Below are 25840 nucleotides of genomic sequence, written 5' to 3' on the forward strand. Positions count from 1 at the left end.
TGTGCAACGGTGCGCGCGCGATCATCTGTCGCACCATGGCTAGTCTCCTCGACCCCGGCGCGCGTGGCCGCGTGATCCTTGTCGGTGCCGGGCCCGGCGATCCGGGCCTGCTGACCGTTCGCGCGGTCGCGGCGCTGAAACAGGCCGATGTCGTCGTGCATGACGGGTTGATCGATCCGCGCGTTCTGGCCATCGCCCCCGCCTCGGCACAGCGCATCTCGGTCGCCAAGCGGCGCGCGCGCCACACCCTGCCACAGGAGGCGATCAACGCGCTCATCATCGCGCATGTGAAGACCGGCGCGATCGTCGTCCGCCTGAAGGGCGGCGATCCGTTCATCTTCGGCCGGGGCGGCGAAGAAGTGGAGGCGGTGCGCGCCGCCGGGCTCCCGGTCGAGGTGATTCCCGGCGTCTCGGCCGCGCTCGGCTGCGCGGCGGAGGCGATGCTGCCGCTGACCCATCGCGACCATGCTTCGGCGGTGTCCTTCGTCGCGGGCCAGTGCAAGGGGCTGACCGACCAGAACTGGCAGGGGCTCGCCGGCCAGGGCCGGACGCTCGTCATCTATATGGGCGTCGCGACCGCGAACGGCATCGCCGACAAGTTGATGGCCGATGGCGTCGCCCCCGACATGCCGGTCGCGGTGCTGGAGCGCGGCACGCTGGAGGGGCACCGCGCGGTGCGCACGCTGCTCGCCGATCTCGGCCCCATGGTCGAGCGGGAGAAGGTGCAAAGCCCGGCGATCATCGTGGTCGGCGAGGTCGTGCTGTTGTCGGATGCCGAGGACAAGCTGGCGCGCTGGGCCCGTGTGGCGGAAGGGATGAACGCATGAAGCTGCTGACCGGCAACGACCTGGCGACGGGCGACGTGGTCTGGTGGACGGGCCGCGACTGGTCGCGCCATGTCGAGGACGCGGTCGATGTCGGCGCGCAGGGCGAGGCAATCCTGCAGGCCGAGGAGGGCGCGCGACGGGTCAACGTCCCCTATCTGATCGATGCCGCGGCGACGCCCGACGGCCCCCGCCCCGCGCATATCAAGGACCGTATCCGCGCGCTCGGCCCCACGGTGCGTCCCGACCTGACGCTCAAGCCCGCCGATCCCGACGCGGGCGCCTGGGTCATCTGAAGAAGAGTATCCGATGTATCGCTATGACGAATATGACCAGAGCATCGTCGATGCCCGCGTCGAGGAATTCCGCGATCAGGTGAGCCGCCGCCTGTCGGGCGCAATGACCGAGGACCAGTTCAAGCCGCTGCGGCTGATGAACGGCCTGTATCTTCAGCTCCACGCCTATATGCTGCGGGTGGCGGTACCCTATGGCACGCTGGATTCGCGACAGATGCGGATGCTGGGCCATATCGCGCGCAAATATGATCGCGGCTATGGCCATTTCACCACGCGGCAGAACATCCAGTATAACTGGATCAAGCTGGCCGATGCGCCCGACATCCTCGCCGAGCTGGCGACGGTGCAGATGCATGCCATCCAGACCTCGGGCAATTGCATCCGCAACATCTCGTCGGACCAGTTCGCCGGTGCCGCTGCGGACGAAGTCGCCGATCCGCGCCCCTGGGCCGAGCTGCTCCGGCAATGGTCGACCTTCCACCCGGAATTCACCTATCTGCCGCGCAAGTTCAAGATCGCGGTGATCGCCGCGGACGAGGACCGCGCGGCGATGCGGCTGCACGATATCGGCATCCAGTTGCTGGAGCGGGACGGCGTGCTGGGCGCGAAGATCTTCGCCGGCGGCGGCATGGGCCGCACCCCGATGATCGCGCATGAGGTGAAGGACTTCATCACCGCCGACCATCTGATGAGCTATCTGGAGGCGTGCCTGCGCGTCTATAACCGCTATGGCCGTCGCGACAATATCTACAAGGCGCGGATCAAGATCCTGCTGCACGAGATCGGTGTCGATGCCTATCGCGAGCAGGTGGAGGCGGAGTTCGCCGCGATCCGCGACCTCGGCATCGACCCGCCGGTCGCCGAGCTGGAACGGATCACCGCGATGTTCGGCGGCCCCGATTTCGCCGCCGACGCGCCCGAGACGGTGGACCGCTCCGACCCCGATTTCGCGGGCTGGCTCGACCGGAATGTGGCCGCGCACAAGCAGACCGGCCATGCCATCGTCACCATCAGTCTGAAGCCGATCGGCGGCATCCCCGGCGACGCCTCGGCCGACCAGATCGACCTGATGGCCGATCTCGCCGAACGCTATGGCCATGACGAGTTGCGCGTTACCCATGCGCAAAACATCGTCCTGCCGCATGTCCGCAAGGCCGATCTGCACGCGATCTGGACCGCGCTGCGCGGGGCGGGGCTGGCCGAGGCCAATCTCGACCTGATCTCGGACATCATCGCCTGTCCGGGGCTGGATTATTGCAGCCTGGCCAATGCCCGCTCGATCCCGGTGGCGCAGAAGATCAGCGCGCGTTTTGCCGGGCGGCAGCGCGAGCTGGGCGAGTTGAAGCTGAAGATCTCGGGCTGCATCAACGCCTGCGGCCATCATCATGCCGGGCATATCGGCATATTGGGCGTCGATAAGAAGGGCACCGAGAATTACCAGCTGCTGCTCGGCGGATCGGGGGCGGAGGACGTGTCGCTCGGCAAGATCACCGGCCCCGGCTTCGACGAAGACGGGGTCGTCGACGCGATCGAGCGCGTCACCGACCGCTATGTGGCGCTACGCGAGACGGACGAGCGGTTCCTCGACACTTATCGCCGCGTGGGGATGCAGCCGTTCAAGGAGGCGATCTATGGGTGATCCGATCACCGCGAACGCAGGTCCCGGCGCGGCGTTGCTGCGCTTCCGCGACGATATGGTGCAGGACGAACCGGCGGTGACGCTGGACGCGTTCATGGGCCAGAGCAACGCCACCGCCGTCCGGCTGGAGGCGGGCGACGATGCGCGCGAACTGCTGCCGCATCTGGAGCAGATCGCGCTGGTCGAGATCAGCTTTCCCACCTTTCGCGACGGACGCGGCTATTCGTCCGCGCGCATCCTGCGCGAGGCGGGGTTCACGGGCGAACTGCGCGCGGCGGGCGACGTGCTGGTCGACCAGATCCCGCATATGCGCCGCTGCGGCTTCGACAGTTTCGCGCCGCAAGCGCCGATCGACCGGGCGACGCTCGACACGCTGCTGGGCCTCTATCCGCTGCCCTATCAGAAGGCCGCCGACGCCCGCGTGCCGGTGTGGAAACGGCGGCATGGCTGATCCGCGCCGGCTCGACCGGATCGATGTCCGCCCCGCTTATGGAGCGGAGGATGCCGCCGCCTATCAGGCGCGGTTCGCGGGCATCCCGGCGCCGGAGATGCTGCGCACGCTGCTGACCGGCGAACTGCATGGCCAGATCGCGGCGGTGTCGTCCTTCGGCACCGAATCGGCGGTGCTGCTGCATATGGTGGCGCAGGCCGATCCGGCGACGCCGGTGGTGTTCACCGACACGCTCAAGATGTTTGCCGAGACGCTCGCCTATCGCGACATGCTGGTGGCACGGCTGGGGCTGACCGACGTGCGGGTGATCCGGCCCGCCCCCGCGCTGCTGGCGAAAAAAGACCCCGATGGCATCCGCCACGGCTATGACCCCGATGGCTGTTGCGACCTGCGCAAGGTCGAGCCGCTGGCGCGGGGACTCGCGCCGTTCGAGGCGTGGATTTCCGGGCGCAAGGGGTTCCAGGCGGGCACCCGCCGCGCGCTCCCCCGCTTCGAGGTCGAGGATGGGCGGTTGAAGCTCAATCCCCTGGCGGATTGGGACAAGGTGGCGCTCGACGCCTATTTTGCCGACCATGACCTGCCACGCCATCCGCTGGAGGCCGAAGGCTATCTGTCGATCGGCTGCGCGCCCTGCACCAGCAAGGTGAAGCCCGGCGAGGATCCGCGCGCCGGCCGTTGGCGCGGGTTCGACAAGGTGGAATGCGGGATTCACCGGCCGGTGGCATAGCCGCTTCGCCCGGCCCGACTCGCCGGGCCCGATCCGCCGCATCACGGATCGATCGTGGATCCGTCAACGCGGCCCCCTTGGCCCCCTTGGCCCGCCGGGAGGTCCGCGAAAGCCCGGCCCGCGATCGCCGCCACGCCAGCGCTCCGCACCGGGCGCGGGCGGCGGTGGCCGGAAACCGCGATCCCCGCGCCAGCCTTGGCGTCCCCATCCGTGCCACTGATCCCGGATCGGCCCGCCTCGCCACGCATCGCGCCGCCCCTGCCAATAGGCGCGCTGGCCATCGTCCCAACGATAGGGCCGGCGATACCGATCATAGACGTAGACGCCCGTGCCCGGATAATAAAAGTCGTTATACCAGCCATAATAGGACGGCGCATAATCATAGCCGCCATAGGGTCCGCCACCATAATAGCCCGGTCCATAGCCGCCGCTCCCCGCACCGACCGACACCCCGCTATAGCCATAGCCATCGGTGCATCCGCCCAGCGCCAGCACGCCCGCCAGCAACGCCGCCGTCCACCCCGTCCTGTTCAGGGTCATCGTTCCTCTCCTTCTGCCAGCCCGGCCGCGCAACACCGGCTCCGTCGCGTGCGATCCGCGTCCATCGTTCCGAAACCCCGCACGGGCGGCCATGGTTCCTGGGCGAAGGCCGGGGACGTGCTGCAAAGGGGATTGGCAAAGCCGGTCGAGCAGGGCTAACTTGGCGGACCGTTCTTCGCGGACGGACTTGGAGGGGCGGCGAAGGACCGGGGACAATCCGGCACGACCGTCACGGTGTACCGGCGTGTACGCAATCAAGGTGGAGGGACAGGACGAATGGCGATGACGGAGAGCACCGTACCCCCGGGCGAAGCCCCGGAGCCATTCGAGGAAACGGTCGACGACCCCCGCCGCCGGGATTTCATCAACATCGCCGCCGCGTCCTTCGCGGGCGTGGGCGCAGTGGCGATCGTCCTGCCGCTCGTCAACCAGATGAATCCGTCGGCCGACGTCCTCGCCCAGTCCACCACCGAGATCGACCTGTCGAAGATCGCGCCGGGCCAGGCGATCAAGGCCAGCTTCCGCAAGCAGCCGCTGTTCGTGCGCAACCTGACGCCCAAGGAAATCGCCGAGGCGGATGCCGTGCCGCTGTCCGATCTGCGCGATCCCCAGACGCTGGCGGAGCGGACCAAGCCGGGCAAGAAGAACTGGCTGATCACGCTGGGCGTCTGCACCCATCTGGGCTGCGTGCCGCTGGGCGCGGGCGAGGGCGAGAACAAGGGCCCCTATGGCGGCTATTTCTGTCCGTGCCATGGCTCGGCCTATGACACGGCGGCGCGCATCCGAAAGGGTCCGGCGCCCAAGAACCTGTTCGTGCCCGATTACAAATTCGACACCGACACGACCGTCACGGTCGGCACGGCAGCGTAAGGGGAGACCGGACCATGAGCTTTCCCTGGGCCAAGCATTATGAACCCAAGCAGCCGGTCATGCGCTGGCTGGACGAGAAGCTGCCGCTGCCGCGCCTCGTCTATAACGCGGTGGGGGCCGGCTATCCGGTGCCGCGCAACCTGAATTATTTCTGGAATTTCGGTGTGCTGGCGGGCGCGGCGCTCGCCATCCAGATCATCACCGGCGTCGTGCTGGCGATGCATTATGCCGCCAATGCCGGAGTTGCCTTCGACTCGGTCGAAAGCATCATGCGCGACGTGAACGCCGGCTGGTTCCTGCGCTATGCTCACGCCAACGGCGCGTCGATGTTCTTCATCGTCGTCTATACGCATATCTTCCGCGGCCTCTATTACGGATCGTACAAGGCGCCGCGCGAGATGGTGTGGCTGCTCGGCGTCGTCATCTTCCTGCTGATGATGGCGACCGCCTTCATGGGTTATGTGCTCCCCTGGGGACAGATGAGCTTCTGGGGCGCGCAGGTCATCACCGGCTTCTTCTCGGCGATCCCGCTGGTCGGCGACACCATCCGCGTCTGGCTGCTGGGTGGGTTCGCGCCCGACAATGCCGCGCTCAACCGCTTCTTCTCGCTTCACTATCTGCTGCCCTTCGTGATCGCGGGCGTCATCATCCTGCATATCTGGGCGCTGCACATTCCGGGTTCGAACAACCCGACCGGCGTGGACGTGAAGGGCGAGCAGGATACGGTGCCCTTCCATCCCTATTACACCGCCAAGGATGCCGTCGGGCTGGGCGTGTTCCTGCTGGTCTTTTCGGTGATGCTGTTCTTCTTCCCCAATTATCTGGGGCACCCGGACAATTATATCCCGGCCAACCCGCTCTCGACGCCTGCGCATATCGTGCCCGAATGGTATTTCTGGCCCTTCTATGCGATCCTGCGCGCCTTCACCGCCGACTTCATCCTGCCCGCCAAGCTGTGGGGCGTGCTGGCGATGTTCGGGTCGATCCTGTTGCTGTTCTTCCTCCCCTGGCTGGACAGTTCGCCGGTGCGGTCGAACAATTTCCGGCCCAAAGCCCGGGTCGCCTTCTGGGTGCTGGTGGTCGACGTGCTGCTGCTCGGCTGGTGCGGCGGCTCGCCCGCGACGCCGTTCTTCATCATCCTCAGCCAGATCACGGCGGCCTATTATTTCCTCCACTTCCTGGTGATCCTGCCCTGGATCGCGCGGACGGAGCGGCCCGCGCCGCTGCCCCATTCGATCACCGAGGCGGTGCTCGCCAGACATGGCGGCACGGCTCCCACCCAGTCGGCCCCCACCCCATCGGCTCTGGCCTGACGCGAACCGAGAGAGGATCTAGAACATGGTTCGTGGCATCGCATTCCTGGTCGGGGCGGCCTTCACCCTCGTCCTCGCCATCGCGCTGTGGGGCAGCGTGTCAGGGCTCGTCTCCGACCCGCCCGCTCCCACCGCCGAGGAGGAGTTCCACCTCCACCCCAAACAGGCGCATCTGGCGTCGGACGGCATTTTCGGCCGGTTCGACCGCCGCCAGCTCCAGCGCGGCTTTCAGGTGTACAAGGAGGTCTGCGCGGCCTGCCATTCGCTGCGGCTGGTGGCGTTCCGCGACCTGAAGGACCTGGGCTATAATGACCCCGAGGTGAAGGCGATCGCCACCCAGTGGGTGAGCGAACAGCCGAGCATCAACCCGGAAACGGGCGAGGCGACGACGCGCAAGAACGTGCCCTCGGACCATTTCCCCTCGCCCTTCGCCAACGAGGTCGCGGCGCGCGCGGCGAACAACAACGCGCTGCCGCCCGACCTGTCGCTGATGGCCAAGGCGCGGCATGACGGCACCAACTACATCTATTCGCTGGTCGGCCCCGATGCCTATCGCAACCAGCCCGGTGCATTGCTGCGCAAATTCCCGGACATCAAGACGCCGACGGGGCTGCACTACAATCCCTATTTCGCGAACCTCAACATCGCGATGCCACCACCGCTGACCTCGGACGGGCAGGTGCAATATACCGACGGCACGCTGGCGACCCGCGACCAGATGGCCAAGGACGTCGCCGCCTTCCTGACCTGGACCGCCGAGCCCAAGCTGGAATCGCGCCATGCGGCCGGAATCGGCGCGTTCGTGTTCATCCTGATCTTCTGCTTCCTGGCCTGGGGCGCGTATCAGAATGTCTGGCGCGACGTGAAGCATTGAGGCCCGGCTTACCCGTATGAGCGCCGAGGGGCGGTTCCCTCGCCGGCAACCGCCCGCGTTTCGGGCCGCCGCGCGCCACCCGTCACGCAGCCGGAGCGCACAGCGCGGTTTCCGGGCGAACTCGGGAATGGGCGGCGTCCCCTTCCCCCTTTACCCCCGCGCCCGCCTAGCCCATGACAGCCGCCATGAGCGCCAATGACGATCTGAAGGCCCTGATCCGGACCATCCCGAACTTCCCCAGGCCCGGCATCCAGTTCCGCGATATCACCACCCTGCTGCTCGACCCCAGCGGCATGGCCCGCACGGTGGAGCGGATGGCGTCCGCCACGCAGGGGCCGATCGATCTGATCGCGGGGATCGAGGCGCGCGGCTTCCTGTTCGCCGCCGCGCTCGCCGTGCCGCTGAACGCCGGCGTGCTGCTGATCCGCAAGGACGGCAAGCTGCCGGGCGCCACCATCGCGGAGGATTATGCGCTGGAATATGGGCAGGACCGGATCGCGATTCATGAGGATGCGCTGGTCCCCGGCGCGCGGGTCATGCTGGTCGACGATCTGATCGCCACCGGCGGCACCGCGCGCGCCGCCATCCGGTTGATCCGCAAGGCCGGCGGCGTGGTGAACCAGGCGCAATTCCTGGTCGACCTGCCCGACCTGGGCGGCGCGGACAAGCTGCGCTCCGACGGCGTCACGGTCGATGCGCTGGTGGCCTTCCCCGGCCATTGATGCGCCTTGCCCTGCACGCGCCCGATATCGCGGGCAATGTCGGCACGCTGATCCGCACCGCCACCTGTTTCGGCATCGCGGTCGACCTGATCGAACCGATGGGCTTTCCCTATTCGGACCGGGCGCTGGCGCGGTCCGCGATGGACTATGCCGCGCTGGCGGAGGTCGTGCGGCATGCCGACTGGGACGTGTTTCGCGCCGCCACGCCGGGCCGGATCGTGCTGGCGACCACGGCGGGCGCGATCCCGCTGCCCGACATGGCGTTCCGCCCCGACGATGTGATCCTGCTGGGCTCCGAAGGCGCGGGCGTGCCGCCGATGGTGCATGACGCCGCCGATATCCGGGTGCGCGTGCCGATGCGCCCCGGCGTCCGTTCGCTCAACGTCGCGATCACGGGCGGCATCCTGATGGCCGAGGCCCGCCGCCAGACCGGCTGGGGCCGAATCGCCGATTGACCTCTTCTCTCTGCGCATGGACAAGCTCGCCGTCATGACCAGCCGTACACCCGATATCGCGCTCGACGCCGAGCAAGACGCCGCCCGCCTGTGGTTCGAGAGCCTGCGCGATCGCATATGCGCCGAGTTCGAGGCGATCGAGCGCGAGGCCGGATCGGATGCCTCCTTCGCCTACACCGCCTGGGACCGCACCGACCCGAGCGGCGAACCCGGCGGCGGCGGCGTGCGCAGCGTGATGAAGGGCAAGGTGTTCGAAAAGGTCGGGGTGAATGTCTCGACCGTCGGCGGCACCTTCGAGGGGCCGTTCGCCAAGACCATCCATGGTGCGGGCGACGATCCGCGTTTCGTGGCGACGGGGATCAGCCTGGTCGCGCACATGGCCAATCCGCATGTGCCCGCGGTCCATATGAACACCCGCTTCCTGACCACGACGAAGCGCTGGTTCGGCGGCGGCGCGGACCTCAATCCCCCGCTGCCCGTCGCCGAGGACACCGCCGATTTCCATGCGGCGATGCAGGCCGCCTGCGACGCGCATGACCCGGGCCATTATCCCCGGTTCAAGGCCTGGGCCGACGACTATTTCTACATCCCGCATCGCCAGGTCCATCGCGGCGTCGGCGGCATCTTCTACGATCATCTGGAAGGCGATTTCGCCGCCAATTTCGCGTTCACCCGCGATGTGGGCCAGGCGTTCCTCGACATCTTTCCCCGGATCGTCCGGCGGCGGATGGACAGCGGCTTTACCGAGGCGGATCGGGCGGCGATGCTGGCATGGCGCGGGCGCTATGCCGAGTTCAACCTGGTCTATGATCGCGGGACGCTGTTTGGGCTGAAGACCGGCGGCAATATCGATGCCATCCTGATGAGCCTGCCGCCCCTCGCCACCTGGGAGTGAGGGGCCCATGGCGCTGATCCCCGTCGATCCGGGCGAGATCGCGACGGTCGTCACGACGCTGGAGATGCGCGAACGGCCCCGCGCCCGGCCCATGCCCGCGTCGCCGCTGGCGCTCGTCGCATGGCGCGAACCCGATCCGGCCAAATATCGCACGCTGTTCCGGCGTGTCGGTGCGCCCTGGCTCTGGTTCTCGCGGCTGGTGATGGACGACGCGATGCTGACCGCGATCATCCATCACCCCGCCGTCTCGGTCTTTGCCGTCGTCGATCGCGCGGGGATCGAGGTCGGCTTGCTCGAACTCGACCATCGCCAGCCCGGCGAATGCGAGGTCAGCTATTTCGGGCTGGTCCCCGAACTGGCGGGTCGCGGCCATGGCCGATGGCTGATGGCGCAGGCGCTGATGCGCGCCTGGACGCAGCATGTGACGCGGGTGTGGGTGCACACCTGCACGCTCGACCACCCCTCCGCGCTGGGCTTTTACCGCGCGCAGGGATTCACCCCGATCGCGCGGGCGCTGGAGACCTTCCCCGATCCGCGCGACCTCGGCCTGTTGCCGGACGACGCCGCGCCTCAGATCCCCCGGCTCGCCAGCCGGCGATAGGCGGCCACCGCGATCAGCGCCTGCGCCACACCCGCGGCCATCGTGACCGCCGCCGCCCCGATCTGGAGCAGGGCGACCACGACCAGCTTGCCCGGCCCCCCGCCCTGCACCAGATCGAGCAGCGCGAGAAAGGGCTGCGTGGCGACGATGCCGCCCAGATAGGTGCAGGCCGCCAGCCCGGCCATGGCCAGCCCGGTGCCGCGCGTCAGTATTACCGACCGCCCGATGGCGGCCAGCGCGGGCATCCGCCGTTCGGCGAACAGCACCGGCCCGACGACCAGCAGCCGTCCCGCGATATACACGCCCGGCAGGATATAGAGCAGCATGCCCGCCCCGACCGGCAGAGCGACCAGTATCATCGCCAGCAGGAAGCGCGGGGCCATGGCCAGCGCACGCCGCAATGCCTGTCCGACCGTCGGCGCGCCGCCGCCCAGTTCGAACGACAGCATCGTGGCGGTGCCGATCATGCCGACGACGTAACTGGCAAAATACCAGGCACCATAATGGCCCGCCCATGCGCCGACCGCGTCGATCCACATCATGGCGCGCGCGGTCGCCTCCGCCGCCGCCTCGTCGGGCATGGGCGGCGGCGGAACGAGCAGGCCCAGGGCGAGCGCCGGCCAGAACAGGAACGGCCCGGCGATCCGGATCAGCAGGTCGCGATCCCGGCGAAACATCGCCCAGGCATCGGCCAGCGTGGCGGCAATATCGATCTGCATCACAAAGATGGCGCGCCATCCTCCATTACGGCCATGGCCGGGGGCGATGCCGCCCGATCGGCCGTCGCCACATAAAGCCGGGCAACGAACACATAGGCCAGGGTCATGAAACCCGCGGTGACGATCGATCCGGCCAGCGCCGCGATCCCCTGCGCCCAGGCGATCCGCTCGGCCCCCAGGATCAGACGGAAGGCGATGCCCGTCACCCCCTGCGCCGCCAGCGTCGCGACGGTCAGGACGATACCGAACAAGAGCGTGACGCCAAGCAGCCGCCAGGTCATGCGCCGCGTCAGCGCGATCGAACGGCGAAACGCCCCCAGCCCGCGCCGCTCATTGAGCACCACCGCATAGACCGGGATCAACCGCATCCCAAGCCAGATGGCCACCACCCCCGTCACCAGCATATAGGCAAGGACGAACAGCGCAGCCCCCGCCGGCACGGCCGGCATCCGCGCGGGATTGCCCGCCGCCGCCATCGCCGCCTCGAAATCATAACCCGACATCCCCAGCACCACGACCGGCACGACCATCACCGCGGCGGCGACCAGCACCATGATTGCCACGATCCCCAGCGTCGCGGGCAGGCGCGCCATCGCGGCGTGCGCCGCCGCCCCCTGCGTCGTCGCGGGATGGGTGGCCAGCGCCATGATCGCCATCTGCCCCCACAGGCTGAGCCCGATCGATACCAGCATCACCACGATGGCGACGATCCCCATCGCCGCGCCCGGGGTCTGGGTCGTGCCGGGCAGCAGCAGAAGCTGCATCACGCTGGGCAGGACGAAGCCGATCGCGGCAAAGGGGGCGAGCATCCCGGCCCGTCCCGCCAGCACCTGCTGCGTGCTGTCCCATAACGATCCGATCCTGACGGTCATCCTGCCTCCCTGTTCCGGCCCCGCGCCGCCGACATGCCCTGCGGGCCATCGTGCCTAGCCGATCGCTAGCGCCAATGCCATCGCCCGGCCATGTCCCGACCCGGCCATGTCCCCGAACTGGACCGGTACTGGACTTGGGCGGACCCCGTCCCGCGCCAGGCGAGCCGCCGCGCCTTTTCCCCGCCGCTGCGCGACTTGCATCCCCGCCGGTCGAGGCGCAGATACCCGCCATCGTGACCCATGACCCCGACATCACCGCTATCGAATGGCGCGTCAGCCCCGGCCTGACCCCTTATGACCAGGCGCTGGCCGAAATGGAGGCGCGCGCCGCCGCCGTCGCCGCCGGAGAGGCCCGCGAACTGGTCTGGCTGCTCGAACATCCGCCGGTCTATACGGCCGGAACCAGCGCCGATCCGGTCGATCTGGTCGATCCGCGCTTTCCCGTGTTCCAGACCGGTCGCGGCGGCAAATATACCTATCATGGCCCCGGTCAGCGCACCGGCTATCTGGTGTTGGACCTGAACCGGCGGGGGCGCGACGTGCGCCATTTCGTCCACACGCTGGAGGATTGGCTGATCGCCGCGCTCGCCCGGCTGGGCGTGAACAGCTTTCGCGCCGAGGGGCGGGTCGGCATCTGGACGCGTGACGGCGGCAGCGAGGCGAAGATCGGCGCGATCGGCGTCCGCGTGCGCCGCTGGGTCACGCTGCACGGCTTTGCGATCAACATCGCCCCCGACCTGTCCCATTTCGGCGGCATCGTGCCATGCGGCCTTCCCGAATTTCCGGTGACCAGCCTTTTTTCGATCAATGGAGGCCGTTCGCTGGAAACCTTTGACGAGGCGCTGGCGTTGAGCTTTTCGGCGTTTCTCGCGACCCTGACGTCCCCGTCCGACAAATCGAGACTTGAGGACCAGGCGGTATCCGATTAATGTCCACTTCGATTTGGGTAAATAGGGCCAGCAAGCCGTTCCAAATCCTTAATATCAAGGAGCTTCCAATGCGTGCAATCATCTCCAAGGTCCTGACGGGCTCGATCATCGCCGGCGCGGCGCTCGCGGTTTCGGCTTGCGGCTCGAAGACCGAGAACACCACCGACGCCAACATGGTCACCGACATGAACGCCACCGAGAGCATGGACACGGCGACCGACAACATGACCGCCGTCGACGGCGCCATGAACGGTGGCGTGATGGCCAACGACACCATGGGCAACGACATGGTGATGTCGAACGACACCGTGGCGACCAACGCGTCGAACGCGATGTAATCATCGTCCGGGGCAACCCAGACGAAAAGGGGCCGTCCGGGCGACCGGGCGGCCTTTTTATTGGGCGGGACGATCTTTTGCCGCGCGGGTAATGGCGCGAACCGAGCCACCGCATCGCTACAGTTGCGTAACGACAAAAGCGCCTTAACCGATCGTGAAGCGGCGATTTCCAGTTGGGGAAAACACGGAAAAGCGTTATGTTTCGCGACGCTTGAAAGCCCTGCGGGGGAAGGATCGGAACGAAATGAAATTGGTGCGGACCGCGCTGGTCGCTGGCGCGGCGTTTTGGGGGATGGGTGCCGCGGCACCCGCATCGGCGCAGTTCTTCCTGAAGTCCTATGATTTCCAGGGCAAGCCGGTCCAGGGCGACGAACCCGGCATCGCCCAGCCCCTGCCCGGCGCGACCCCGGCGGAGCTGCGTGCTGGCCTGTTGTGGAACATGCGCGCGGCGTTGAACGTCGCGGCCCTGCAATGCCAGTTCGAGCCGATGCTTTCGACCGTCGTCAACTATAACGCCATCCTGAAAGACCACGAGGGCGAATTGAAGGGCGCGTTCGACAAGTTGGCGGCCTATTTCAAGCGCACCAGCAAGACCGTGAAGGAGGGGCAGAACGCGCTCGACCAATATGGCACGCGCACCTATGCCAGCTTCTCCTCGGTGTCGGGGCAGCTCGGCTTCTGCCAGACGGCGGGTTCGATCGCGCATCAGGCAGTCTTCACCCCGCGCGGGCATCTGGGCGAACTGGCGGTCACGCGGATGCGCGAATTGCGCAACAGCCTGGTGCCCTATGGCGAGCAGCGCTTCCCCCGCTATGTCGGGCGCGAACAGCATTTCACCATCGCCATGCCGCGCCTCGACGCGATGTGCTGGAACAAACGCGCCGAATGGATGCACCGGAAGTGCGGGGCGCAGAACTGGCCGCCCGCCACGCCGACCAGCATCGCCGCGCGCTGATCCGCATCACGATCCGATGACGACGAAGGGCCGGGATTCCCGGCCCTTCGCATGTCCGGGGCGATCGTTCGATCCACGGGACGCGCCCCCTCCCCTTGGCGCACGGAATTTGCTAGGCGCGCCGCCATGCTCAATCTGAATGGCATCACCGTGCGCCTGGGCGGCCGCACGATCCTCGACGGTGCATCCGCGGCCCTTCCCCCCGGCAGCCGGGTCGGCCTGATCGGCCGCAACGGCGCGGGCAAGTCGACGCTCGTCCGCGTGATCGCGGGCCAGTTGGAGGCCGATGACGGTGCCGCCGAAATGCCCAAGGGTGCCCGACTCGGCTATATCGCGCAGGAAGCCCCGGACGGCACCGCCACCCCGTTCGACACGGTGCTGGCCGCCGATGTCGAGCGCGCCACGCTGATTGAGCGGAGCGAGACCGAGAGCGATCCCGAAAAGCTGGGCGACATCTACGAACGGCTGATCGCCATCGACGCCTATACCGCGCCCGCGCGCGCCTCCAGCATCCTGCAGGGGCTGGGCTTTGACGAAGCGATGCAGGCGCGTCCGCTGTCCAGCTATTCGGGCGGGTGGAAGATGCGCGTGGCGCTGGCGGCCTTGCTCTTCTCGGCGCCCGACGTGCTGCTGCTCGACGAACCGTCGAACCACCTCGACCTCGAAGCGGTGATGTGGCTGGAGGATTTCCTCAAATCCTATCGCGCGACGATCCTGCTGGTCAGCCATGAGCGCGACTTCCTGAACAATGTCGTCGACCACATCCTGCATCTGCAGAACGGCAAGGTGACGCTCTATCCGGGCGGCTACGACTCGTTCGAGCGGCAGCGGGCCGAACGGATGGCGCAACTCGCCGCCGCCAAGGCGAATCAGGACGCGCAGCGCGCCAAGCTGCAGGATTATATCGCGCGCAACTCGGCCCGCGCCTCGACCGCCAAGCAGGCGCAGAGCCGCGCCAAGATGCTGTCGCGGATGCAGCCGATCGCCGAAATGGCGAACGATCCGTCGCTGTCCTTCGACTTCCCCGATCCCGATCAGCTGCGCCCGCCGCTCATCACGCTGGACCTCGCCAGCGTCGGCTATGCCGAGACGCCGATTCTCAAGCGGCTGAACCTGCGCATCGACCCGGACGATCGCATCGCCCTGCTGGGCCGCAACGGCAACGGCAAGACGACGCTCGCCCGCCTGCTCGCCGCGCAGCTGACGCCGATGGAGGGCGACATGACCGCCAGCGGCAAGATGCGGGTCGGTTACTTCACCCAATATCAGGTGGAGGAACTGGACACCGACGACACCGCGCTGGAGCATATGACCCGGATCATGCGCGGCGCGACCCCGGCGGCGGTGCGTGCGCAATTGGGGCGGTTCGGCTTTTCGGGCGACAAGGCGACGACCAAGGTCGGCAAGCTGTCGGGCGGTGAGCGCGCGCGCCTCGCGCTCGCGCTCATCACCCGCGACGCGCCGCACATGCTGATCCTCGACGAACCGACCAACCACCTGGACGTCGATGCGCGCGAGGCGCTGGTGCAGGCGCTCAACACCTATAAGGGCACGGTCGTGCTGGTCAGCCATGACCGGCACATGCTGGAAATGACCGCCGACCGGCTGGTGCTGGTCGACAATGGCACCGCACGCGAGTTCGACGGAACGCTGGACGATTACATCGCCTTCGTCCTGAAGGGCGATGCGGGCCAGGGCGACGCCGCCTCCAAGGCCGACCGGGCGGCGAACAAAAAGGCGTCGGCCGAGCAGCGCGAACGGTTCAACGCGATGAAGAAGACGCTGCGCGGGATCGAGGACGAGATCGCCAAGCTGACCCGCGAGCGCGAGGCGCTGGACAAGGCCATGGCCGATCCGGCGGCGGCCGAACCGCGCCATGCGAAACTGTCAATGGGCGAGTTGAACAAGCGCCATGCCGAGGTGGTCGACAAACTGGCCGACGCGGAGAGGCGCTGGATGGAAGCGGGCGAGGCGATGGAGGCGGCGTAACGGCCGCGCCGCGTTTGTGGGGGAAGCCGGGGTTCCGTGGGCTTCGACTTCGCTCAGCCTGAGCGGAGGTTGGGGATTTCCCTCCCCCCACTCTCTTCGACCCCGGCGAAGGCCGGGGCCCAGATGCCATCACGCCGATGACGCGCTGACGGTCGCATGGGAGGCAAAAGCACCTCGCCTTCGACCGCGCACTACAACTGGACCCCGGCCTTCGCCGGGGTGGTCCGGCGTTAGGCTTCGTCCGAACCCTCGGCGTCGTCCTGCGCCGGATTCTCGATCCACGCCTCGACCTCGCCGGTGAGCTTGAGGGTCAGGGGACGACCATGGCGGTCGACCTTCTTGCCCAGCGCGACGCGAATCCAGCCTTCGGAGATGCAATATTCCTCGACGTCACGGCGCTCGGCACCCTTGAAGCGGATGCCAATGCCACGCTGCAGGAGGTCCTGGTCGAAATAGGGGCTGTCCGGGTTGGTGGACAGGCGATCGGGGACAATATCGGTCATGCTCCGGGCCTTAACGCCGACTCGCGCGCGCTGCCAAGAAAAAGCGGCGCCGGGATGGCTCCCGACGCCGCTCCTGTGTCAGTTGCAGACCCGCACCGGCACGCTGCGCCCCCAATAGGGGTCCCAGCGCCAGTCGTTCCAGCACCGCGGGGTGTAGCTGCGATATTCATACACCACCGGTGGCGGAGGAGGCGGAGGAGCCGGCGGCGCGTAATAAGGCGTGTAGCCATTGTCGTAATAATAATCGCGCTGCACATAGCGCGGCCGGTTGCTGCTCGCGATTGCCGCGCCTAGGCCGAGCCCGACGATGCCGCCCAGCAGAGCGCCCGCCACCGCATCCCCGCCACGATCGCGATGATAATAGCCGCCGCCACCCCAGCCACCGCCTCCCCAGCCGGGGCCCCAACGCTGCGCCTCGGCCGGAGCCGCAACGGTCATGGCCGTCGCGCCCAGCGCCAGGCCCAGACCCAATTTCTTGAAAAACCCGTTCATTTCGAACCTCCGATACAGCCAGCCCGGTCCGCCGATCCCAAAATACGCAGCTTTGCGTCCGTATTGCCTTGATTGGCACAAACGGGCTGAATGACGTTGGAATGTGGTGTTTAGTCACGGTTCAGGAGGGACGCGGGAAATGGCCCATTGGCTGCTGAAATCGGAAGCGGACAGCTATGGCTGGGACGACCTCGTGCGCGACGGCGCGACCGAATGGGACGGCGTACGCAACGCCGCCGCCGCCGGGCATCTGCGCGCGATGCGGCCGGGCGACGCGGCGCTCTTCTATCATAGCGGCAAGGACAAGGCCGCCGTCGGTGTCGCCACCATCAGCCGCGCCGCGCAACCGGATGGCACGGATGGCCGATGGGTGTCGGTGGCGATCGCCCCCGATAGGGCACTGCCCCGCCCTGTCACGCTGGCCGCGATGAAGGCCGAAGCCAGTCTGGCCGCACTGCCGATGCTGCGTCAGTCCCGACTTTCGGTGTCTCCGGTGGGCGATGCCGAATGGGCGGTGCTGATGGCCATGGCGGGCCTTTAAGCCGACCGATGATAGTGGATCAGCCCAGGCTACGGGCATAAGCCGCCGCATCGGCGACCTGTTCGGCATCGGGGCGGACCCCGGTATAGAGGACGAACTGCTCCAAGGCTTGAATCGTCGCCACCTCCGTCCCGGTGATGATCCGTTTGCCGAGCGTCCGGGCGGTGGCCAGGAAACGGGTCTCGGGCGGATATTGCACCACGTCGAACACGATTGCCGCGTCGGCGATCGTGGCTTCGGGGAACGCGATGTCATCCTCATTGCCGCCGGTCATGCCGATCGGGGTGACGTTGATGAGCAGGCCCCCGCGCGTCTCCGAGGCGCCCTTCGCCAGTTCGCCCGCCCAGTCAAAGCCATAAAGGTCGGCCAGCCCCCGCCCGGCCGCCTCGTTGCGCGCGACGATCAGCCCATGCGCGAAGCCCGAATCGCGCAGCGCCGCGACCACCGCCTTGGCCATGCCGCCCGACCCGCGCAGCACGAACGGCATGGCGCGGTCGATCCCGGCGATCAGCGCGACCACCGCCGCATAGTCGGTGTTGTACCCGGTCAGCCGTCCGTCATCATTGACGACGGTGTTCACGCTGTCGATCGCCGCCGCCGATCCCGCCAGCCCGTCGAGCATCGGGATCACCGCTTCCTTGAACGGCATCGAAATCGCACAGCCGCGAATATTCAGCGCGCGAATCCCCCCGATCGCCGCCGCCAGATCGGTGGTGCTGAACGCCTTATAGACATAATCGAGCCCGGTCCGTTCATAGAGCCGGTTGTGGAAGCTCGAACCGAAATTGCCGGGCCGCGCCGACAGGGACATGCACAGCCGCGTATCGCGACCAATGGGGGGCTTGATGGTCATCGCGACGGTTTAATCGAACGCCCCTGCTCCCGCATCCCCCAGATTTCCGCAAGCTCCCCGCGCGAGAGGAATGCACTCGCCTCTTATCGCAACAGGCGCGGATCGATCACCACATGGCGGATATGCTGGCGATTCCATGTATAGGTGACATGGACCAGCCCGTCGCGCGTCTGGATCACCGCCGGATAGGCATAGCCGTCGGGCATCGGCTTGCTCTCCAGCGTCAGCACCTCGCGCCAGCGCACGCCATCGTCCGACAGCGCGATGTTCAACGGCCAGCGCGGCCCGTCGCCCGGCGTCGCAGGCGCATGGGCGCTGTGGTTATAGACGATCAGCTGCCGCCCATCGGCCAGTGTCACCGCATCGGTGCCCGCATTGGGATTGGGCAGGTCGATCGCCGCGATCGGCGACCAGGTGACGCCCTTGTCCCGCGACCAGCTCTGCGCCAGCGCGCCCTGCCGCGTGCGCGCGACCAGTTGCAGCGATCCGTCGCGGTGGAACAGGATGCTCGGCTGGATCGCCTCGATATGCATCGGGCTGGCAATGGCCGGGCCGACCGTCCAGTGTCGGCCCCTGTCGGTGCTGCGTTCGATCCGCAGCGACCAGATATTGGCCTCGGCCGTCCCCTCCTCGCGGCTGGAGGGGGAAAGCCACGCGCCATCGGGGGCGACGACCGGCTTGTTCTTGATCGGGCCGAGCACGCCGTCGGGCAGGCGTTCGGGCGCCGTCCAGTGGCGGCCGCCATCGGTCGAGCGGATCACCATGCCCCACCAGCCACGCGGATTGGGACCGACCTTGTAAAAGAGCTGGAGCGGCTCCGCCGCCGGCTGGAACAGCACGGGGTTCCAGGTGGGATAGCGTTGCCCGTCCGGGCTGACGCCATCGGCGACCGGCACCGGCGCATCCCACCCCCTAGGCCCGCGCCGCGCGAACCAGATGCGGACGTCGGGACGGCTTTCCCCCGACCCAGCAAACCACGCGGCAGCGAGCGTGCCGTCAGGGAGTTGCACGATGGTCGAGGCATGCGCCTGCGGATAGGGGGCCGCGGCGTCGATGAACTCGGACCGCAGGATCGGCGATCGCGCCTGCACGATCGGGGGCTTCACGGTCAGGGGCTGTGCCACGGCGGACATCGCCGGGGCGGGAACCGGGACCGGGGCCATCGCCAGTGCGAGCAGCGCGGTGATCCTCATGCCGGTTATCCTTCTACCCATCGATGCGTGGCAGGCCGATAGGCGGGATCGGGGGAAAACGGAATGGGCTCCGGGGAACAAGGGCGCCGTTTTCTCACGCACCGTTCGGTCCGAGCATAGTCGACGGCCATGCCGGACCTGCGCGGAGGGCGGAATCGCAGATCGCGGGGTCGCATCACCCCAAAAGAAAAAGGGCCGGACGTTTCCGTCCGGCCCCTGTCCTGCTTACGCCGCCTTCGAGCGCGCGGCGCGCTTGCGCTCGTTGGGGTCGAGGTAGCGCTTGCGCAGACGGATCGACTTCGGGGTCACTTCGACCATTTCGTCGTCGTCGATATAGGCGATCGCCTGTTCCAGCGTCATCTTCTTCGGCGGGGTCAGGCGAATAGCGTCGTCCTTGCCGCCCGACGCACGGAAGTTGGTCAACTGCTTCGCCTTCATCGGATTGACCTCCAGGTCATCCGTCTTGGCGTTCTCGCCGATGATCATGCCCTCATAGAGCGCCTCGCCGTGCCCGACGAACAGGATGCCACGCTCTTCGAGCGGACCCAGCGCATAGCCCTGCGCTTCGCCGGCGCCGTTCGAGATCAGGACGCCGTTCTTGCGGCCCTCAATCTTGCCCTTGTGGGGGCCATACTTCTCGAACAGGCGGTTCATGATGCCGGTGCCGCGCGTGTCCGACAGGAACTCGCCATGATAGCCGATCATGCCGCGCGACGGCGCGGAGAAGGTGATGCGGGTCTTGCCACCGCCCGAGGGACGCATGTCGGTCATCTCGGCCTTGCGCAGGTTCATCTTCTCGACGACCGTGCCCGAATGCTCTTCGTCCACGTCGATGATGACGGTTTCATACGGCTCGGTCTTCTTGCCGTCCTCGTCCTCGCCGAACAGCACGCGCGGGCGGCTGATGCCCAGTTCGAAGCCTTCGCGGCGCATCGTCTCGATCAGAACACCGAGCTGGAGTTCGCCGCGACCGGCGACCTCGAAGCTGTCGCGGTCGTCGCTCTCGGTGACCTTCACCGCGACGTTCGATTCCGCTTCGCGCATCAGGCGGTCACGGATCATGCGGCTGGTCACCTTGGTGCCCTCACGGCCCGCCATCGGCGAGTCGTTCACCGCGAAACGCATCGACAGCGTCGGCGGATCGATCGGCTGCGCCTTGAGCGGCTCGCTCACGCTCGTATCGGCGATGGTGTTCGCCACCGTCGCGACGGCCAGACCCGCCAGCGAGATGATGTCGCCCGCCTTGGCCTCTTCGACCGGCACACGATCCAGACCGCGGAAGGACAGGATCTTCGACGCGCGGCCGGTTTCGATCACATTGCCGTCGGCGTCGAGCGCGTGGATCGCCTGGTTCAGCTTGACCGTGCCCGAATTGACGCGGCCGGTCAGGATGCGGCCCAGGAAGTTGTCGCGGTCGAGCAGCGTCACCAGGAAGGTGAAGGGCACGTCCTCGACTTCGACCTTCGGCGCCGGAACATGGTTCACGATCGTCTCGAACATCGGGATCAGCGTGCCTTCGCGCGCGTCCATGTCGGTCGAGGCATAGCCGTTGCGACCCGAGGCGTAGAGGACCGGGAAGTCAAGCTGCTCGTCATTCGCGTCGAGCGAGACGAACAGGTCGAACACTTCGTCCAGCACTTCCTGGATACGCGCGTCGGCGCGGTCGACCTTGTTGACGACGACGATCGGCTTCAGGCCCAGCGCCAGCGCCTTGCCGGTCACGAACTTGGTCTGCGGCATCGCGCCTTCCGACGAATCGACCAGCAGGACGACACCGTCGACCATCGACAGGATGCGCTCCACCTCGCCGCCGAAGTCGGCGTGGCCGGGGGTGTCGACGATGTTGATGCGGATGGATTCGTCGCTACCCGGGGGCGTCCAGTCGACCGAGGTCGGCTTGGCGAGAATGGTGATCCCGCGTTCCTTTTCGAGGTCGTTGGAATCCATCGCGCGCTCTTCGACGCGCTGGTTGTCACGGAAGGTGCCCGACTGGCGGAACAGCTGATCGACCAGGGTCGTCTTACCATGGTCGACGTGCGCGATGATCGCCACGTTGCGGAGGCTCATGCAGGTTTCTCTTGTTCGGAGGGTATGTCGGCGCGCGCCATAGCCGAATTGCGGACAAAGCGAAAGGGTGGCGCGGATATTGCGGCGCACGGCGACGGTCGGCGGATGAAACCCTGCTCCGGGAGCATCGTTCCGTCCCGCCGAAAACATCGTTGCGCGCCCTCCCCGTGACGGGGAGGAACTCACCTGCCGCGCGGCACCACCTTCAGCGTCCAGTCGGTATCGGGGCGCAGATAGCGCGCCGCGACCTTCTGGATATCCGCCGGGCCGATCGCGACGAACTGTTCGGCCATGCGCCGCGTCGCCTCGATCCGCTGCGGGTCATAGGCTGCACCGCCCAGCCGTTGCAGCCAGAACTGGTTGCCCGACGACATGCGCAACAGGCGCTGCGCCATCGGGCGCTTGATCCGCTGCAACTCGTCCGTCCCGATCGGATGCGCGGCCAGGTCGGCGGCGATGTCGCGCGCGGTCGCCAGGAAGAAGTCGACCTTGTCGGGGGCGACCATGCCGATCGCGATCATCCGCCCGCCGCCGGGCAGGCCGATCGGCCATTGGCTGCCGACCTGCGGACTGTAGCTCGCCCCCGCCTGCTGACGCAGCCGGTCGAACAGCCGGTCCGAGAAGACCTGTGCCAGCACGTCGAGCGTGCTGCGCGTCGCCTCGTCCCCCGCGCCGCCGCCGGTCGGCCAGGCGATGACCGCCGCCGCCTGGTCCGCCGGGCCGCCATGGGTCAGCACGACCGGCGTCGCGCCATGTTTGGGGAAGCGGATCGGCGGGGCCGGGGTCGCGTCGACCTTGCGCGCGGGGATCGCACCAAAGCTCGACGCGACCGCCGCGATCGCCTCGTCCGCCTTCACATCGCCGAAGATCGAGACCTCGATCGGGCCCGACGCCAGCAAGGGCGCCCACAGCGCCTTGAACGCCTGCGGCGTGGTCGCCACGATCGCCTCGCGCGGCGGCGTGCCCCAGCGCGGATCGCCGTCGCGCAGCAATCGCTCCAGTTCATGGCCCAGCACGCTGTCGGGCGAGGCGTCGAACCCGTCATAGCCCGCCAGCATCGCCGCCCTGGCCCGGTTGACGGGTGCGGCGTCCCAGCGCGGCGCGATGAGCTTGGCCGCCATCAGCTTCAGATTGTCGGCATAATCGCCGGGCGCGCTCAGCGCGGTCATCGCAAAGGCGTCGTCATCGATGTCGAAGTCGAGGCCCATGCGCCGCCCGGCGGTCAGCCGGTCGAGATCGCCCTGATCGAGCTTGCCGATCCCCGCCGCCATCAACGCCATGTCCGCCGCCCAGATCGGGCTTTCGCGGTCGGCGGGCAGCGCGTCATAGCCGCGCCCGAACCGCACGCGCAGATAGACACGCCCGGTCTCCCCGTCATTGGCCATCAGCAGCATCCGCACGCCATTGGCGAAGCGGATCGTCTCGACCCCCAGTTCGGCCACCTTCTCGCGCGCGACGACCTTGCCGGGACGGCCGAGCCGGGGCAGTTGCGCGAAGCTGATCGCCCCCTGTCGCGCGCGCTGCTCGGCGAGCGGGCGGACATCGGCCTTCACCGCGGCGGTCAGCTTGGCGATCGCATCGGGCTGCGGCGTGCGGGTGTTGACCAGCGCGCGGGTCGCCGCGCCCTGAAAGATCTTGCGGGTGGAGGCCAGCACCGTCTCGGGCGTGAACATCCGCGCGGCGACCGCCTGTTTCAGGATCTGATAGGAGGTCTCGGGCGCGGTGACGGTTTCACGGATGTCGAGCGCGCCGACCATGTCGTCGGCCTGTTTGGCCCCCGCCTCGACCCGCGCGGTTTCGACCTGGGTGCGCAGCGCCGCGTCGTAATCGGCCAGTTCGCGGTCGATCTCCGCCTGGCTGGGCGCGACCGCCATCGCATCGGCGATGACCGCGCGGACATCCTTCAACGCGGCTTCCCAATCGTCGCCGATCGGCACGATGTTCACCGTGGTCATGTTGGCCGAGCGCGATACGTCGTCGAGCGACACGCTGGCCTGCAGGAAGCTGCCCCCGGCGCGCGCGCGGTTCTCCAGCCGGCGGCTGATGAGCCGCGCGGCCAGCATGTCGACCATCCGCTTCTGATTGAAGATCGCGGTGTCGTCCTGATAATGCCAGGGGCGCAGCACCGCCATGGCGACGACCGGCGGGATCGCCGGCTCGACCAGCGCGCCCGCGACCGGCGCATCCGCCCGGGGCTGCCCGAAATCGGGATCGGCCGGGCTCGGGCCGAGACCCTGCCAGCCGCCGAAATTCCGCGCGACCAGCCGCGCGAGCAGTGCCGGGTCCATATCGCCCGAAATCACCACCACCGCGCGTTCGGGGCGGTACCAGCGATCGTGGAAGGCGCGCACCGCCTCCGGCGTCGCCGCCTCCAGCGTCGCAAGCTGGCCGATCGGCGACCGCTCGGCGAGCGGCTGCCCCGCAAAGAAGGTCTCGCGCACCTTGTCCGAATAGCGGACCTGTGGCCCCGGCTGTTCGCGCCGCTCGGCCAGCACCACCGGGCGCTCGGCCCCCAGCGACTGGGCGGTGATCGAGGGGGCGGACATCATCCCCGCCAGGATCTTCAGGCTTTCGTCCAGCCCCGCCTCGGTCGCGCCGGGCAGATCGAGCTGGTAGACGGTCTGGGTGGGCGTGGTGGTCGCGTTGGAATCCGAACCGAAGGTCGCGCCCAGCCGCTGCCAGATCCGCTTGGCCTCACCATCGGGCACATGCTGCGACCCACGGAAGGACAGATGTTCGATCAGATGCGCGAAGCCGCGTTCCGAATCGCGTTCGTTGAGCGAGCCCGCATCGATCCGCACCCGCACCGCCACCTGCCCCGGCGGCACGCCGTTGCGACGGACGGCAAAGCGCAGGCCATTGGCCAGCCGCCCGAATTTCCACGCCTTGTCCTGCGGCAGGTCCGACCCCTTGTAGAGCCAGGGCGACAGGTCGACGCCCGGAATCGGCGGCAGCGGGGCCAGCGGGTCGCTGGCCTTGGGCAGCGCGACGCTGGCGGGAACCGGACTGCCCTGCGGGATCGAGGGATTGACGGTCGGAGTCGGGGTCGGGCGCGGCGCCTGCTGGCCGTCGACGGGGAGCGAAAGCCCCAAAAGCATCGGGCCCAAAAGGATCGAACCCCAAAGCCTCGGCCGGAGCAGGAGCGACGGGGCGGGGATGCGCATCGCGCGGGTCGGGAACGCCATGCCCCCTCTTATCGCGCCGCGCGCCACGCCGCCAGCCGCCCCTAAATGGCCATGGTCCGGGGCGTCCCAGCCATGATTTCGACCCACAATGCGCCTAGCCATCGCAGAATCGCCGATCGGATCCTGGGACAGACCAGGCCCGAATTTGACCAAGGAGCGGTCGGGCGAGAGCGGCCGGGGAAGTGAAGCGCGTTATGAGCAAGGTGATGAATGCCGGTGTCCACCGCCCGTCGGTCGAGACAATATGGCATGAATCGGGCGCGAGTCCCGGGTCCGGCCATCAGTCGCGCGCGCGCCTCCTCCGCCTTCATCCGCACGGCGATTCGTCTATCCTGGAGCCCCAGGCGCACACCTCCTGGCTGCTGCGCCGCTTGTGCCGGGCGACCAACCGGACGATCGCGGCGTCCTCGCTTGCTCCCCGGGGGCCGTTGATCGACGTGCGGGAATTTGCCTGGACCGCGACGCTGCGCCGCGAATGGCGGGCGATCCGCGACGAGGCGCGCGACGCCGGGTGGCGGGACCAGATGCTGTGGCAGGGCGGGCTGCCGGCCAGCGATCTGGCCGATCGCTGCCCTGTGACAGCGCGCACGCTCAGCGGCATTCCGGGTCTGCACAACGCCGCCTTCGCCGCGCTGCCCGCCGGGGTGCATGTGCCCGTGCGGCACGGCCTGACCAAGGCGCTCATCACCTGCCATCTCGGACTGGCGGTGCCGCGTGACGGCGATGCGCGGATGCGGTTGCGCGACAGGGTCGTCCGCTGGGCCGAGGGCGAGACGCTGTTGTTCGACGACAGCTATGATCATGCGCTCTGGAACGACGGGTCGGCGCCGCGCGTGGTGCTCCACCTCCAATTCGCCCGGCCGCTGCGCCAGCCCGGCCTAGGACTGGCGACGTTGATTCTGCGGGCACTACGCCATGCCGCCCCGCCGCTGGCGCGCGTGTCGCCCTTATAGAAGGCCGGTCATCGGCAAAATTGATCGGCTTCGATCAGGAATTG

27 protein-coding genes are annotated in these 25840 nt (G+C 67.6%); 18 read left to right on the forward strand and 9 right to left on the reverse strand.

The features are described 5' to 3' along the window. Nucleotides 1-35 precede the first annotated feature (35 nt). Genes cobA through RN629_RS00195 form a run of 5 tightly spaced genes read left to right on the forward strand, consistent with a single transcriptional unit; the run spans nt 36 to nt 3937 of the window. Complete coding sequence (gene cobA / locus RN629_RS00175; protein WP_407033260.1) at nt 36-827, forward strand: uroporphyrinogen-III C-methyltransferase; 792 nt, start codon at nt 36-38, stop codon at nt 825-827. Beyond that, complete coding sequence (locus tag RN629_RS00180) at nt 824-1120, forward strand: DUF2849 domain-containing protein (protein ID WP_407033261.1); 297 nt, start codon at nt 824-826, stop codon at nt 1118-1120. Before cobA ends, RN629_RS00180 begins: the two co-directional genes overlap by 4 nt. Nucleotides 1121-1133: 13 nt before the next feature. Beyond that, nucleotides 1134-2759: a nitrite/sulfite reductase gene (locus RN629_RS00185; protein WP_407033262.1), complete on the forward strand. Its 1626-nt coding sequence runs from the start codon at nt 1134-1136 to the stop codon at nt 2757-2759. Continuing rightward, the gene (locus RN629_RS00190) at nt 2752-3210 is read left to right on the forward strand and encodes a DUF934 domain-containing protein (RefSeq protein WP_407033263.1); all 459 of its coding nucleotides are present in this window, start codon (nt 2752-2754) and stop codon (nt 3208-3210) included. The genes RN629_RS00185 and RN629_RS00190 overlap by 8 nt, the downstream gene beginning before the upstream one ends. Further along, complete coding sequence (locus RN629_RS00195; protein ID WP_407033264.1) at nt 3203-3937, forward strand: phosphoadenylyl-sulfate reductase; 735 nt, start codon at nt 3203-3205, stop codon at nt 3935-3937. The genes RN629_RS00190 and RN629_RS00195 overlap by 8 nt, the downstream gene beginning before the upstream one ends. 63 nt (nt 3938-4000) lie before the next feature. Here RN629_RS00195 and RN629_RS00200 read toward each other — a convergent pair whose 3' ends face one another. After that, nucleotides 4001-4477: a hypothetical protein gene (locus tag RN629_RS00200; protein WP_407033265.1), complete on the reverse strand. Its 477-nt coding sequence runs from the start codon at nt 4475-4477 to the stop codon at nt 4001-4003. Nucleotides 4478-4753: 276 nt separating this feature from the next. Between RN629_RS00200 and petA the strand changes: the two genes are divergently transcribed. The 7 genes from petA to RN629_RS00235 all read left to right on the forward strand — a co-directional run bounded on the left by petA (nt 4754) and on the right by RN629_RS00235 (nt 10207). Continuing rightward, nucleotides 4754-5347, forward strand: a complete 594-nt coding sequence (gene petA / locus RN629_RS00205) for a ubiquinol-cytochrome c reductase iron-sulfur subunit (RefSeq protein WP_407033266.1) — start codon at nt 4754-4756, stop codon at nt 5345-5347. 14 nt (nt 5348-5361) lie between these two features. Further along, the gene (locus RN629_RS00210) at nt 5362-6660 is read left to right on the forward strand and encodes a cytochrome b (protein WP_407033267.1); all 1299 of its coding nucleotides are present in this window, start codon (nt 5362-5364) and stop codon (nt 6658-6660) included. A 25-nt stretch (nt 6661-6685) separates the two neighbouring features. Further along, nucleotides 6686-7534, forward strand: coding sequence for a cytochrome c1 (locus RN629_RS00215; protein WP_407033268.1), 849 nt, complete (start codon nt 6686-6688; stop codon nt 7532-7534). A gap of 185 nt (nt 7535-7719) precedes the next feature. After that, complete coding sequence (locus RN629_RS00220; protein ID WP_407033269.1) at nt 7720-8256, forward strand: adenine phosphoribosyltransferase; 537 nt, start codon at nt 7720-7722, stop codon at nt 8254-8256. Beyond that, nucleotides 8256-8711 (forward strand): tRNA (cytidine(34)-2'-O)-methyltransferase, encoded by a 456-nt coding sequence (locus RN629_RS00225; RefSeq protein ID WP_407033270.1) that lies wholly within the window; start codon nt 8256-8258, stop codon nt 8709-8711. The genes RN629_RS00220 and RN629_RS00225 overlap by 1 nt, the downstream gene beginning before the upstream one ends. 34 nt (nt 8712-8745) lie before the next feature. Then, nucleotides 8746-9606: an oxygen-dependent coproporphyrinogen oxidase gene (gene hemF, locus RN629_RS00230; RefSeq protein ID WP_407033271.1), complete on the forward strand. Its 861-nt coding sequence runs from the start codon at nt 8746-8748 to the stop codon at nt 9604-9606. Between the two features lie 7 nt (nt 9607-9613). Next, nucleotides 9614-10207 (forward strand): GNAT family N-acetyltransferase, encoded by a 594-nt coding sequence (locus tag RN629_RS00235; RefSeq protein WP_407033272.1) that lies wholly within the window; start codon nt 9614-9616, stop codon nt 10205-10207. Here RN629_RS00235 and RN629_RS00240 read toward each other — a convergent pair. Together RN629_RS00240 and RN629_RS00245 are read right to left on the reverse strand one after the other, a co-directional pair. Beyond that, nucleotides 10177-10926, reverse strand: coding sequence for a hypothetical protein (locus RN629_RS00240; protein ID WP_407033273.1), 750 nt, complete (start codon nt 10924-10926; stop codon nt 10177-10179). The genes RN629_RS00235 and RN629_RS00240 overlap by 31 nt on opposite strands. Further along, complete coding sequence (locus RN629_RS00245) at nt 10926-11798, reverse strand: hypothetical protein (RefSeq protein ID WP_407033274.1); 873 nt, start codon at nt 11796-11798, stop codon at nt 10926-10928. Before RN629_RS00245 ends, RN629_RS00240 begins: the two co-directional genes overlap by 1 nt. Before the next feature lie 233 nt (nt 11799-12031). Between RN629_RS00245 and lipB the strand changes: the two genes are divergently transcribed. From lipB to RN629_RS00265, 4 genes are all read left to right on the forward strand, one after another. Next, the gene (gene lipB, locus RN629_RS00250) at nt 12032-12727 is read left to right on the forward strand and encodes a lipoyl(octanoyl) transferase LipB (RefSeq protein WP_407033275.1); all 696 of its coding nucleotides are present in this window, start codon (nt 12032-12034) and stop codon (nt 12725-12727) included. Between the two features lie 68 nt (nt 12728-12795). Further along, a complete protein-coding gene (locus tag RN629_RS00255; RefSeq protein ID WP_407033276.1) occupies nt 12796-13065 on the forward strand; it encodes a hypothetical protein in 270 nt (89 codons plus the stop codon). 244 nt (nt 13066-13309) lie between these two features. Beyond that, entirely contained in the window at nt 13310-14020 is a 711-nt protein-coding gene (locus RN629_RS00260) for a hypothetical protein (RefSeq protein WP_407033277.1), read from the forward strand. A 126-nt stretch (nt 14021-14146) separates the two neighbouring features. Then, complete coding sequence (locus RN629_RS00265) at nt 14147-16009, forward strand: ABC-F family ATP-binding cassette domain-containing protein (protein ID WP_407033278.1); 1863 nt, start codon at nt 14147-14149, stop codon at nt 16007-16009. A gap of 230 nt (nt 16010-16239) precedes the next feature. Here RN629_RS00265 and RN629_RS00270 read toward each other — a convergent pair whose 3' ends face one another. Together RN629_RS00270 and RN629_RS00275 are read right to left on the reverse strand one after the other, a co-directional pair. Continuing rightward, nucleotides 16240-16512, reverse strand: a complete 273-nt coding sequence (locus RN629_RS00270) for a DUF3297 family protein (protein ID WP_407033279.1) — start codon at nt 16510-16512, stop codon at nt 16240-16242. A 78-nt stretch (nt 16513-16590) separates the two neighbouring features. After that, nucleotides 16591-17004: a hypothetical protein gene (locus RN629_RS00275; RefSeq protein ID WP_407033280.1), complete on the reverse strand. Its 414-nt coding sequence runs from the start codon at nt 17002-17004 to the stop codon at nt 16591-16593. Between the two features lie 139 nt (nt 17005-17143). Here RN629_RS00275 and RN629_RS00280 point away from each other — a divergent pair, with 139 nt between their 5' ends. Then, nucleotides 17144-17545 (forward strand): EVE domain-containing protein, encoded by a 402-nt coding sequence (locus RN629_RS00280; RefSeq protein WP_407033281.1) that lies wholly within the window; start codon nt 17144-17146, stop codon nt 17543-17545. 19 nt (nt 17546-17564) lie between these two features. Here RN629_RS00280 and RN629_RS00285 read toward each other — a convergent pair whose 3' ends face one another. The 4 genes from RN629_RS00285 to RN629_RS00300 form a co-directional block, all read right to left on the reverse strand. Then, nucleotides 17565-18398, reverse strand: coding sequence for a shikimate 5-dehydrogenase (locus RN629_RS00285; protein ID WP_407033282.1), 834 nt, complete (start codon nt 18396-18398; stop codon nt 17565-17567). Between the two features lie 83 nt (nt 18399-18481). Beyond that, entirely contained in the window at nt 18482-19591 is a 1110-nt protein-coding gene (locus tag RN629_RS00290; protein ID WP_407033283.1) for a sialidase family protein, read from the reverse strand. A 225-nt stretch (nt 19592-19816) separates the two neighbouring features. Then, nucleotides 19817-21658 carry a translational GTPase TypA gene (typA, locus tag RN629_RS00295; protein WP_407033284.1) on the reverse strand — a complete coding sequence of 614 codons (1842 nt, stop codon included), beginning with the start codon at nt 21656-21658 and terminating at the stop codon, nt 19817-19819. 182 nt (nt 21659-21840) lie between these two features. Then, entirely contained in the window at nt 21841-24843 is a 3003-nt protein-coding gene (locus RN629_RS00300; RefSeq protein ID WP_407033285.1) for a M16 family metallopeptidase, read from the reverse strand. A 194-nt stretch (nt 24844-25037) separates the two neighbouring features. Between RN629_RS00300 and RN629_RS00305 the strand changes: the two genes are divergently transcribed. Then, complete coding sequence (locus RN629_RS00305; protein ID WP_407033286.1) at nt 25038-25796, forward strand: aspartyl/asparaginyl beta-hydroxylase domain-containing protein; 759 nt, start codon at nt 25038-25040, stop codon at nt 25794-25796. The last annotated feature ends 44 nt before the right edge of the window (nt 25797-25840 follow it).

It is taken from the genome of Facivitalis istanbulensis (assembly GCF_040560405.1).
In the GTDB taxonomy this organism is placed as follows: Bacteria; Pseudomonadota; Alphaproteobacteria; order Sphingomonadales; family Sphingomonadaceae; genus Sphingomonas; species Sphingomonas istanbulensis.